Source organism: Pseudomonas sp. (assembly GCF_035277045.1).
Classification (GTDB): Bacteria; Pseudomonadota; Gammaproteobacteria; order Pseudomonadales; family Pseudomonadaceae; genus Aquipseudomonas.
The window spans coordinates 1-10,640 of sequence record NZ_DATELE010000006.1 but is presented as its reverse complement, the minus strand read 5'-3'; the positions used below and the strand labels follow the sequence as shown (position 1 = coordinate 10,640).

General features: G+C 65.6%; 10 protein-coding genes. 3 read left to right on the top strand and 7 right to left on the bottom strand.

What is annotated here, in order from left to right:
- Window positions 1-717, top strand: a 717-nt coding sequence (locus VJS90_RS00255) for a FimD/PapC C-terminal domain-containing protein (RefSeq protein ID WP_324117970.1), incomplete at its 5' end; no start/stop codon positions are given.
- Complete coding sequence (locus VJS90_RS00250; RefSeq protein ID WP_324117967.1) at window positions 714-1,682, top strand: spore coat U domain-containing protein; 969 nt, start codon at window positions 714-716, stop codon at window positions 1,680-1,682. The genes VJS90_RS00255 and VJS90_RS00250, both read left to right, overlap by 4 nt.
- 22 nt (window positions 1,683-1,704) lie before the next feature.
- On the opposite strand, the gene VJS90_RS00245 is transcribed toward VJS90_RS00250, so the two are convergent.
- From VJS90_RS00245 to VJS90_RS00235, 3 genes are all read right to left on the bottom strand, one after another.
- Complete coding sequence (locus tag VJS90_RS00245; RefSeq protein ID WP_324117965.1) at window positions 1,705-2,853, bottom strand: M14 family metallopeptidase; 1,149 nt, start codon at window positions 2,851-2,853, stop codon at window positions 1,705-1,707.
- A gap of 48 nt (window positions 2,854-2,901) precedes the next feature.
- Complete coding sequence (locus VJS90_RS00240) at window positions 2,902-3,417, bottom strand: DUF4880 domain-containing protein (RefSeq protein ID WP_324117964.1); 516 nt, start codon at window positions 3,415-3,417, stop codon at window positions 2,902-2,904.
- A gap of 446 nt (window positions 3,418-3,863) precedes the next feature.
- On the bottom strand, window positions 3,864-4,190 hold the full coding sequence (locus tag VJS90_RS00235) for a hypothetical protein (protein WP_324117963.1): 327 nt from the start codon (window positions 4,188-4,190) through the stop codon (window positions 3,864-3,866).
- 128 nt (window positions 4,191-4,318) lie between these two features.
- Between VJS90_RS00235 and VJS90_RS00230 the strand changes: the two genes are divergently transcribed.
- A complete protein-coding gene (locus VJS90_RS00230) occupies window positions 4,319-4,948 on the top strand; it encodes an XRE family transcriptional regulator (protein ID WP_324117962.1) in 630 nt (209 codons plus the stop codon).
- A 27-nt stretch (window positions 4,949-4,975) separates the two neighbouring features.
- Here the strand turns inward: VJS90_RS00230 and VJS90_RS00225 are convergent, their stop codons facing one another.
- From VJS90_RS00225 to VJS90_RS00210, 4 genes are read right to left on the bottom strand one after another with little or no spacing between them, the layout of a single operon-like run.
- Window positions 4,976-6,937 (bottom strand): acetyl/propionyl/methylcrotonyl-CoA carboxylase subunit alpha, encoded by a 1,962-nt coding sequence (locus VJS90_RS00225; RefSeq protein ID WP_324117961.1) that lies wholly within the window; start codon window positions 6,935-6,937, stop codon window positions 4,976-4,978.
- Complete coding sequence (locus VJS90_RS00220; protein ID WP_324117960.1) at window positions 6,934-7,737, bottom strand: gamma-carboxygeranoyl-CoA hydratase; 804 nt, start codon at window positions 7,735-7,737, stop codon at window positions 6,934-6,936. The genes VJS90_RS00225 and VJS90_RS00220 overlap by 4 nt, the downstream gene beginning before the upstream one ends.
- A 3-nt stretch (window positions 7,738-7,740) precedes the next feature.
- A complete protein-coding gene (locus VJS90_RS00215; protein ID WP_324117959.1) occupies window positions 7,741-9,348 on the bottom strand; it encodes a carboxyl transferase domain-containing protein in 1,608 nt (535 codons plus the stop codon).
- A 15-nt stretch (window positions 9,349-9,363) separates the two neighbouring features.
- On the bottom strand, window positions 9,364-10,527 hold the full coding sequence (locus VJS90_RS00210) for an isovaleryl-CoA dehydrogenase (RefSeq protein WP_324117958.1): 1,164 nt from the start codon (window positions 10,525-10,527) through the stop codon (window positions 9,364-9,366).
- Window positions 10,528-10,640 lie beyond the last annotated feature (113 nt).

Below are 10,640 nucleotides of genomic sequence, written 5' to 3'. Positions count from 1 at the left end.
AATTACAGCCGGTCGGTGCCAGTCGAAGGCGGGGTGGGCTTCACCTTGGGCTATGCCGACGGCGACCGCGAGGCCTATCGGCAGGCCGACGTCACCTGGCGCCTGCAATCGGTGCAGTTGCAGGCGGGCACCTACGGCACTGGCGACAACATGACCCGCTGGGCCGACGCCAGCGGCTCGCTGGTGCTGATGGATGCCGGGCTGTTCGCCGCCAACCGTATCGACGACGCCTTCGTGGTGGTCAGTACCGGGGGGTACGCCGACGTGCCGGTGCGCTACGAAAACCAGGAAGTGGGGCGCACCAACAGCAGCGGGCATCTTCTCGTGCCTTGGGGCAGCGGCTACTACCGGGGCAAGTACGAGATCGACCCCCTGGACCTGCCCGCCGATATCCTCGCGCCGCAAGTGGAGCAACGGGTCGCGGTGCGTCGTGGCAGTGGCTATCTGCTGGAGTTCGCGCTGCGCCGGGTAATGGCGGCAAGCATCGTGCTGGTGGATGCCGACAACCATGAGTTGAAGCTGGGTAGCCGGGTGCGCCACGAGCAGAGTGGCGGGCAAGCGGTGGTGGGCTGGGACGGGTTGGTCTATCTGGAGAACCTGTCGCCGCACAACCGCCTGCAGGTGCAGGTTGCCGACGGTGGGCAGTGCCAGGTCGAGTTCGACCTGCCGGAAGGGCAGGGACCGGTGCCGCTGATCGGTCCGCTGGTGTGTCGATGAAGCGCCTGTGGCGGCTGTCCCCTTTGCTTGGCCTGTGGCTGGCGGGACCGGCCTGGGCCTTGTGCTCGGCGGTGGACACCGTGCCGGCGAGTTTCGGCACCGTCAACTCGACCCTCGTGCGTACGGCGGTGCAGAGCGCGTCAACCACCAACGCCGGGCTGCAATGCACCGGGTCGCTGTTGAGCCTGCTGACGGCCAACGATCATTTCTATGCCACCATTACCTCGGCCACGGGCGGGCTGGTCGGCCCGACCGGGGATGTGATCGGCTACACGCTGTACGCCGACAGCACTGCAAGCTTCCCCATCACCCGCGGGGTGCGCTTCGACTTTGCCCGCAATGGCATCCTCGACGCCCTTGGGCTGCTCAACGGCACCACGCCCAAGTCGGTGCCGCTGTACCTGCGGACCGCCGTCGGCAGCAACGTAGCCGCCGGGCTGTACCAGGAAACCCTGACCATTGCCTGGGACTGGAACTATTGTTCCGGCATAGGAATCGGTGCGATCTGCAGCGGGCGCGACATCAACACGGGCACCCGCACGCTGACGGTCAGCGTGCAGGTCACCAATGACTGCCAGATCACCACGCCCAACATCAGTTTCGGCAGCGCCCCGGTGGTCGGGGCCTTTGCCGCGGTCAACCAGAGCATCAACCTGTCGTGCACCAAGGGCAGCAACTATACGGTGGGCCTGGATGACGGACAGAACGCGGCGGGAGGGCGGCGGCGGATGAAATCCGCGGCCAACAACTACCTCGCGTATGACATTTTCAAGAGCGCGGGTACCGTGCGCTGGGGCCCGCTGACCACTGCCCGGCGGGCGAGCAGTGATGCCAACGTGAATCCGGGGGCGGGCACGGGCACCGGAAGCCAGGTCTTCAACTATAACGCCCGGGTATACAGCGACCAGGCGACCCCGCCGGCGGGGAGTTATGTCGACAATGTGGTGCTGGATGTGCAGTTCTGAATCCGCGGGGGCGACAACAGGTTCAGCGCAATTGCGCCACCATCGTCGCAACGGTCTCCAGCACCGCCCCCGCCAGCGCCCTGGAGCGCTCGGCGGACCAGCCGGTCACGGCATTCGGGGCGTCATCGTGATCCTTGAACGGCATCTCCAGGGTCAGCGACAGGCAATCATGAGCCTCGCCGACCGCGTTGCAGGCCAGGGCCATGTTGGCCTTGCCGGGCGCGTCGAGCGGGTAGCCGTGAGTGGTCTGGAAGTCGGCCGTCAGCGAGCACAGGGTCGTGCGGAAGGTGTTTTCCAACGCGGCCAGGCGCGGCGTGTACCCGGGATTGCCTTCGCAGCCGGCGGTGAACACAAACGGGATTTCCTCGTCGCCATGCACGTCGAGAAACAGGTCCACGCCTTGCTGCTTCATCTGCGTCTGGGCAAAGAACACCTCGGGCGTGTGCTCGATGCTCGCATCCTGCCAGGCACGGTTCAGGTCCTTGCCATTGAAGTTGGTGCGCAGATGACCGCGAAAGGCGCCATCGGGGTTCATGTTGGGGATCAGGTAGAGGTCGGCGCTGGCCAGCAATTGCCGTACAGCTGCGTCATTGGCCTGCAAACGGTCGATCAGCCCTTCCAGGAACCACTCGGCCATGTGCTCGCCGGGATGTTGCTGGGCAATCAGCCAGATCTTGCGCTTGCCGGGCGCGCCATCGCCCGCGCGCAGCAGCGCAATGTCGCGGCCCTCGACGCTTCGCCCGGTGGCCAGCAGTTCGACACCGGGTATCTGCCGGGCGCGTTCGATCAGCTGGTTGTGTCGGGCGCGCGAGTAGGGCTCGAAATAGGCGAACCAGGCCTGGGCGTGCTGGGCGTACAGTTCGAACACCAGGGCCTGGCCATCGAAGCGTGTGGGAATCCGGAACCACTGCCGCTGGTCGTACGAGGCCACCGCCTGATAGCCGCTCCAGGCCTTGTTGTAGGAAGACTTGCCAGCGTTGTCCAGGCTGAAGGCGTGGATTTGCCCGGGCGTGAGGCCGCTTGCCTTGAAATGGAACCACTGGAAGTGATCGCTATGGGTGTCGGCGCGGATCGCCAGGCGCGTCCGGCCCGGATCGCGGGTGTCCAGCACCTGGATGTTGCCAGCGTCGAAGTCGCAGTCGAGGGTCAGTGGGGACAGCGTCACGGTCATAGCCAAGCTCCTGTGGCTTTGTTGTGACGCTACTCTACACCCCCGCGATCAGGCCCAGAACCCCAGGGCCAGCAGCGCCGCCACGCCCAGGCCGATGGCCACCGAGCAGCCGCCGACGGTCAGCGCCGCGCGGCCTTGCTGGTACCAGCCGTCCCGGCCGAGCAGCCGGGCCGGGGCGAGCAGGCCGCGCCAGTGCAGTTCGGTCTGGTGAAAGGCCTGCAGGTGCTCGGGCGCGGCGTCCAGCCAACGGCGAAAATCGATGCGTTCGCACGCGGTCACGTCCGGATTCTGCAGGCGCACATACCATTGCCCAGCCTGGGATGCCGGTGCGTCATCGCGCGGGCGCGCGGCCTGCAATGCCTGGTTCATGTGGCGCTCGACCGTTTGCAGTGGCAGGTCAAGGCGCGCGGCGATGCCGGCGAAGTCGAGCTGGTCGAGACGGCCAAGCAGGAAGACTTGCTGCACACGGCGCGGCAGCTGGCGCAGGCTGGAGAGCAGGGCGTCATCGGAAGGATCCAGGGCGTGTTGCGGGCGGTGCTCGAGGGGCAGCAGCAGGCGGGTCATGGGCAAGCTCCTTGCACGGGATGGATGACCAGGGGAGCGTCGTCCTTGACGCTTGAGGTGAGCTTAATCGTAACGATATTGATTCTCAAGTGCTGATTGCGCAAAGTTTTATCACTCGCTTTCACGAAGTGATACACCTTTGCTATCATCGCCGGCATTCAAGCAGTACCACTCTTCGTTAGCCTGAAGAGCCAAAAAAAGACCCGGCAAAAAGCCGGGTCAAAAACCGTGATTAGCCTGATGAGGAGATAATCTGAGAGTCCGACCTAAGGGCTTCCAGGTTATCCAGCTGGTCTCGCGACCGGCTGAGTGCAATAATAATCGTTATCATTTGTCAGTCAAATGATTTTTGGGTTATCCGGTGAAAATACTCACCGGTGCATGCCTCATCGTCCCGGCAACCGGGGCCGTTGCCGTTCGTCGACCACCACTTTTCCTCTTCCCTCTCAGCGTGCCGGGGTGTCTGGCATGTCACCTCCCTTTACCCGGTGTTCCAGCAGGGTCCTGACCATATTGACCATCTGCAGCAAGGTGAACACCACCTCGCGCGCGGAATCCTGCATGTGCCTGCCTGACTCGTAGGCGGTGGTCGCCGTCCAGCGCAGCAAGGCAGCCGCATGGGCATTGGCCTGCTCTTGCGTGACATCGTCACGCAGCACCCAGAGGAAATCATCGGGATTGGGGAGCGCCGTGGGTGGGTTTAGATAGAAATCGAGCGCGCGGCGGGCAGCTTCGCTGTCCAGTTCTGTATCTGTTTTTGTCGTAGGTTTCATCCTGTTACCTGTTCGCCTGCACTTTGAAGTAGTGAATCCCGAGCATAGGACAATCTGTACTGGTCATGTTCGAATAAATAATACTTTTTGTGTATTGAGCGCTCTAGTACAGGCCGTATTGTGCCGCGATGGAAAACTGGATCGCATTTCTTACCCGATACAAAAAGGAGCACGGCCTGTCCCAGGACGAGCTGGGCGAGCTGCTGGGGATGACCCAGGGTGGAGTGGGGCACTGGCTTCGCGGCACCCGCCGGCCGACCGTGCCCACCATCAACGCTTCGCTGGCCAAGCTGGGCCTGGTTCACCTTGAAGCCCAGGTGCTGGTGGTGGACCGGGATGCGGTCAATGAGGCGATCACCCCCTACGAAAGTGACACCTATGTCAGTTTCCGCTTTCCGGTGCTTGCCTGGAGCGACCTTGAAGGGCCGCTGCCCGAAACCTGCACCGTGCACCTGCAGACCGATTACCCGGCGCGAGGCAAGGCCTACTGGCTGCCGGTCGAGAACGATGCGATGAACGCCCCGAGCGGCAGGAGCGTGCCCGAGGGCATGCTGGTGCTGGTGGACACCCAGCTCGAAGCCAGGGCAGGCAAACTGGTGATCGCACGGCAGCCTGGCAAGCCCGCCGTGTTTCGGCAATTGATCGAAGAGGGCGGCCAGCGCATGCTCAAGCCGCTCAACACGCTGTATCCCACGGTATTGTGTGAGGCAGGCTGCGAGTTCCTGGGCGTGGTGGTAAGGGCCCACAGCAAGCTCTGAAGGAAAAGGGGGCTGGCGCCCCCGGTATCAGTGTCCCGGCGTTTCGATTTCGATCAGCGCCATCCCTTCGCTGACCATGTCCCCCTCCCGGCAGAACAACGCCGTCACCGCCCCCGCGCTGGCGGCACGGATACTGTGTTCCATCTTCATCGCCTCGAGCACCACCAGCACCGTGCCGGGCTCCACCTGCTGGCCCGGTTCGACCAGTACCCGAACGATGCACCCGTTCATGGGGGCGCTCAGGCCACCGTGATGAGCGTGGCTGGCCTCGGCCTCGGCGACCGGATCGAATGCGGTGACACGGTGCAGTGTTCCGTCCCATCGAAGGTACAAGGCTTCGCCCCGCCGAATCGCCAGGTGCCCCCGGCGCACGCCGTCCTGGTCGGTGTACAGATGGTCGCCTTCAAGCTGGTACTGCGAGGCCGCGGCGTGCTCCAGGGCGATCGCCTGGTCAATGCCCTCGCACGCCAGGTGCAGGCTGCTGCGCGCCGGCAGGCCTAGGCGCAGGCCACTGGCCTGTGCCCAGGGGGAGCCGGGATCGTCGCTGCGAGAAGTGATGGCCTGGCTCTGCAGCCAGGCTTCGCCCGCCGCCTGCCAGAATGCGGCGGGAAGCGCGGTGGAGGGCGGCAACAACTGCGTCTGGTAGCGCGGAATGAAACCGGTATCCAGTTCAGCCGCGGCGAACCCAGGATGCGCCAGGATGCGCCGCAGGAAACCGATGTTGGTCTTCAGTCCGCCGATGGCGAATTCGTCGAGCATCGCCAGCAGGCGCAGGCGTGCCTGCTCGCGTGTCTCGCCCCAGGCGATGAGCTTGCCTAGCATGGGGTCGTACCAGGGCGAGACACGGTCACCTTCACCGACGCCGCTGTCGACCCGGCGCCCCGCGCCGGGCGCGGACTCGCGGTACAGGGCCAGGGTTCCCGTGGCCGGGAGAAAGTCATTGGCAGGGTCTTCGGCGTATAGCCGCACCTCGATGGCATGTCCGTTCAGCGGCACCTGCGCCTGGGTGATCGGCAGGGCTTCGCCACAGGCCACGCGGATCTGCCATTCCACCAGGTCGAGGCCAGTGATGGCTTCGGTCACCGGGTGCTCGACCTGCAGGCGGGTGTTCATCTCCATGAAGAAGAACTCACCCCCGGCATCGAGCAGGAACTCCACGGTCCCCGCGCCGACGTACCCGATCGCCTGGGCGGCGCGTACCGCTGCCTCGCCCATCGCCTGTCGGCGTTGCACCGAAAGGCCCGGTGCGGGCGCTTCCTCGACCACCTTCTGGTGCCGGCGCTGGATGGAGCAGTCACGCTCGTTGAGGTACAGGCAGTTGCCGTGTTGGTCGGCGAACACCTGGATTTCCACGTGGCGCGGCCTGAGCACGTACTTTTCCACCAGCATGCGCGCATCGCCGAAGGACGACTGCGCCTCGCGCTGGGCCGAGGCGAGCGCTTCGGCCAACTGGCTTTCCTCCTCGACCACCTTCATGCCCTTGCCGCCGCCGCCGGCACTGGCCTTGAGCAGCACCGGATAACCGATGCGCGCCGCGGCGGCGCGGAAGGTCTCCAGGTCCTGGGCCGCGCCGTGATACCCCGGCACCAGCGGTACTCCGGCGTTTTCCATCAGTGCCTTGGCCGCGGACTTGCTGCCCATGGCATCGATCGCGCTGGCGGGCGGGCCGAGGAAGATCAGTCCGGCCTGCTCGATGGCGCGGGCGAAGGCCGCGTTTTCGGACAGGAAACCGTAACCGGGATGGATCGCCTGGGCGCCACTGGCGCTCGCCGCCGCAAGCACTTTACCGATGTCCAGGTAGCTGTCGGCGGCCTTGGCCCCACCCAGGTCAACGCGGATGTCGGCTTCGCGGCTGTGCCGGGCCTCGCGGTCGATGGCGCTGTGCACCGCGACCGTGGTCAGCCCCATAGCCTTGGCGGTACGCATGACCCGGCAGGCGATTTCGCCACGATTGGCCACCAGCAGGGTGGTCAGCGTCGATTGGCTCATGGGCGCGGCTCCTTCTGCCAGGTGGGTGGACGTTTCTCCAGGAAGGCGCGCAGGCCCTCCTGGCCCTCGGCGCTGACGCGGATGCCGGCGATGGCGTTTTCACACGAGCGGCGCAGGGCCGGGCTGAGCTCGCCTGGGCCAACCTCGCGCAGCAGCGCCTTGCTCACGCGCATGGCCTGCGGACTGTTCTGCAGCAGGTTGGCGACCCACGCCTCGACCTGCTGTTCCAGCGCGGTGGCGGGGTACACCTCGGCCAGCAAGCCAAGCTCGCGAGCACGCAGCCCGCTGAATCGCTCGGCGGTCAGCGCGTAGCGGCGGGCCGCCCGCTCGCCCATGGCCTGCACGACGAAGGGGCTGATCACCGCCGGGGCCAGACCGATGCGGACCTCCGACAGGCACAGCTGCGCGTCCTCGCTGCCGATCGCCATGTCACAGGCGCTGATCAGGCCCAGCGCCCCGCCAAATGCCGCGCCGTGGACCACTGCCAGGGTCGGTGGCTGGAGCCGCGCCAGGTTGTACATCAGGTCGGCAAGCTCGCGGGCATCGTCGAGGTTGCTGTCGTAGTCGAGCGCTGCCGACTGCTGCATCCAGGCAAGGTCCGCTCCGGCGCTGAAGTGACGGCCACGGCCCCGCAGCACCACGAAGGGCACGCTGGCGTCCGCACCGATGCGGTCGATGGCATGCACAAGCTCGCGGATCATCTGCGCATTGAATGCGTTGTTCTTGTCTGGGCGGTTCAGCCAGAGGGTGATGAAACCGCGGGGGTCCTTGACCAGTTCAAGGGTGTCGAAGTCGCTCATCGATCACATCCGGAAAATGCCGAAACGGCTCTGTTCGATCGGGGCGTTGAGCGCGGCGGACAATGCCAGGCCCAGCACATCGCGGGTTTGCGCGGGGTCGATGACGCCGTCGTCCCACAGGCGGGCGCTTGAGTAGTACGGATGACCCTGGCGTTCGTACTGGTCGAGGATCGGCTGCCTGAGCCGTGCCTCGTCCTCGGCGCTGAAAGGCGCGCCGCTGCGTTCGCTCTGCTCGCGCTTGACCTGGACCAGCACACCCGCCGCCTGCTCGGCGCCCATCACGCCGATCCGCGCGTTGGGCCACATCCACAGGAAGCGGGGATCGTAGGCGCGTCCACACATGCCGTAGTTGCCAGCGCCAAAACTGCCGCCGATGATCACCGTGAACTTGGGCACCTGGGCGCAGGCGACGGCCGTGACCAGCTTGGCACCGTGCTTGGCGATCCCGCCTTCCTCGTACTTCTTGCCGACCATGAAACCGGTGATGTTCTGCAGGAACACCAGCGGGATGCCGCGCTGGCAGGCCAGCTCGATGAAGTGCGCGCCTTTTTGCGCCGCCTCGGCGAACAGGATGCCGTTGTTGGCCAGGATCGCCACGGGGTAGCCGTGCAGGTGGGCGAAACCGCACACCAGCGTGGTGCCGAACAACGCCTTGAACTCGTCGAACTGCGAGCCGTCGACCAGCCGCGCGATCACCTCGCGCACCTCGAACGGCTGCTTGGCATCGGCCGGGATCACCCCGTAAAGCTCCTCGGCGTCCTGCAGCGGCGCGATCGCCGCTTGCTCACGCACCTGGCCGAGCTTGCGCCAGTTGAGGTTCGCCACGCAGCGACGGGCCAGGGCCAGGGCGTGCTCGTCGTTGTCGGCATAGTGGTCGGCCACCCCGCTGATGCGGCAGTGCACGTCGGCGCCGCCCAGCGCCTCGGCGCTGACCACCTCGCCGGTCGCCGCCTTTACCAGCGGCGGGCCGGCGAGAAAGATCGTCGCCTGCTGGCGAACCATGATCGCCTCGTCGGCCATGGCCGGCACGTAGGCGCCGCCGGCGGTGCAGGACCCCATCACCACGGCGATCTGCGCGATGCCCTGGGCGCTCAGGGTGGCCTGGTTGAAGAAGATCCGGCCAAAGTGCTCGCGGTCCGGAAACACCTCGTCCTGGCGCGGCAGGTTGGCGCCGCCGGAGTCGACCAGGTAGATGCACGGCAGGCGGTTCTGCAACGCGATGGTCTGGGCGCGGAGGTGCTTTTTCACCGTCAGCGGGTAATACGAGCCGCCTTTGACCGTCGCGTCGTTGGCCACGATCATGCATTCGACGCCTTCGACCCGGCCGATCCCGGCGATCAGACCCGCCGCCGGCACGTCCTCGCCGTACACTTCGTGGGCTGCCAGCTGGCCTATCTCGAGAAACGCCGAGCCCGGGTCAAGCAGCCGGTCGATCCGTTCCCGCGGCAGCAGCTTGCCACGCGAGGTGTGCCGCTCCTGGGCGCTGGGCCCGCCGCCTTGCCGCACTTGGGCGAGCAGGGCGCGCAGGGCCTCCACCTGCCTGAGCATGGCCGCCTGGTTGGCTTGGTACTCGGGTGAACGGGTGTTGATCTGGGTGTGCAGGATAGCCATGGGCGCGGTCCTTGCTCAGCGGGTTTCGTTGAACAGCTCGCGGCCGATCAGCATCCGGCGGATTTCGCTGGTGCCGGCGCCGATCTCGTACAGCTTGGCATCGCGCAGCAGCCGCCCGGCCGGAAACTCGTTGATATAGCCGTTGCCGCCCAGGATCTGGATCGCTTCGAGGGCCATCTGGGTGGCGGCCTCGGCGGTATGGAGGATGACGCCTGCCGCGTCCTTGCGGGTGGTCTCGCCGCGATCGCACGCCTGGGCCACGGCGTAGAGGTAGGAACGGCCGGCGTTGAGCTGGGTGTACATGTCGGCGATCTTGCCCTGGATCAGCTGGAATTCGCCGATGCTCTGGCCGAATTGCTTGCGGTCATGGATGTACGGCACGACCAGGTCAAGGCAGGCCTGCATGATCCCGGTCGGGCCGCCCGACAGCACCACGCGTTCGTAGTCCAGTCCGCTCATCAGCACTTTCACGCCGCCGTCGAGCTGGCCGAGGATGTTTTCCTCCGGGACCTCGACGTTGTCGAAAAACAGCTCGCAGGTGTTGGAGCCGCGCATGCCCAGCTTGTCGAACTTGTTGCCGCGGCCAAAGCCCTTGCAGTCGCGCTCGACGATGAACGCGGTGATGCCATGCGGGCCCTTGTCCAGGTCAGTCTTGGCGTAGATCACGTAGGTATTCGCGTCGGGGCCGTTGGTGATCCAGGTCTTGCTGCCGTTGAGCACGAAGTGGTCGCCGCGGCGCTCGGCGCGCAGCTTCATCGACACCACGTCGGAGCCGGCATTCGGCTCGCTCATGGCCAGCGCCCCGACCTGCTCGCCACTGATCAGGCCGGGCAGGTACTTGCGTTTTTGCGCGTCGGTACCGTTGCGGTTGATCTGGTTTACGCAGAGGTTGGAGTGGGCGCCGTAGGAGAGGGCGACCGACGCCGAGCCGCGGCTGATCTCCTCCATGGCGACCACATGAGCCAGGTAACCCAGGCCTGCGCCGCCATATTCCTCCGGCACCGTGATGCCCAGCAGGCCCATGTCGCCGAACTTGCGCCACATGTCGGCGGGAAACAGGTTGTCCTGGTCGATCTGCGCGGCGCGCGGCGCGAGTTCGCGGGCGACGAAGGCCTGGACCTGGTCGCGCAGCATGTCGATGGTTTCGCCATGGGCGAAATTCAGCGAGGGGTAATGCATGAGAGGCACCTTTTATTGTTGTGGCTTGTGACCTTTACGTAAACGTAAGCCTGGTGACGGTGTCTGTCAATAACCGGGACTGAACGGCCAGGACGCGCCCACGGGCGTCCTGG

Bases quoted from the DNA above. Each gene is read 5' to 3' on its own strand.
- VJS90_RS00230 (WP_324117962.1), top strand. From the start codon at position 4,319: ATGGAAAACTGGATCGCATTTCTTACCCGATACAAAAAGGAGCACGGC.
- VJS90_RS00215 (WP_324117959.1), bottom strand. From the start codon at position 9,348: ATGGCTATCCTGCACACCCAGATCAACACCCGTTCACCCGAGTACCAA.
- VJS90_RS00210 (WP_324117958.1), bottom strand. From the start codon at position 10,527: ATGCATTACCCCTCGCTGAATTTCGCCCATGGCGAAACCATCGACATG.
- VJS90_RS00240 (WP_324117964.1), bottom strand. From the start codon at position 3,417: ATGACCCGCCTGCTGCTGCCCCTCGAGCACCGCCCGCAACACGCCCTG.
- VJS90_RS00220 (WP_324117960.1), bottom strand. From the start codon at position 7,737: ATGAGCGACTTCGACACCCTTGAACTGGTCAAGGACCCCCGCGGTTTC.
- VJS90_RS00250 (WP_324117967.1), top strand. From the start codon at position 714: ATGAAGCGCCTGTGGCGGCTGTCCCCTTTGCTTGGCCTGTGGCTGGCG.
- VJS90_RS00235 (WP_324117963.1), bottom strand. From the start codon at position 4,190: ATGAAACCTACGACAAAAACAGATACAGAACTGGACAGCGAAGCTGCC.
- VJS90_RS00245 (WP_324117965.1), bottom strand. From the start codon at position 2,853: ATGACCGTGACGCTGTCCCCACTGACCCTCGACTGCGACTTCGACGCT.
- VJS90_RS00225 (WP_324117961.1), bottom strand. From the start codon at position 6,937: ATGAGCCAATCGACGCTGACCACCCTGCTGGTGGCCAATCGTGGCGAA.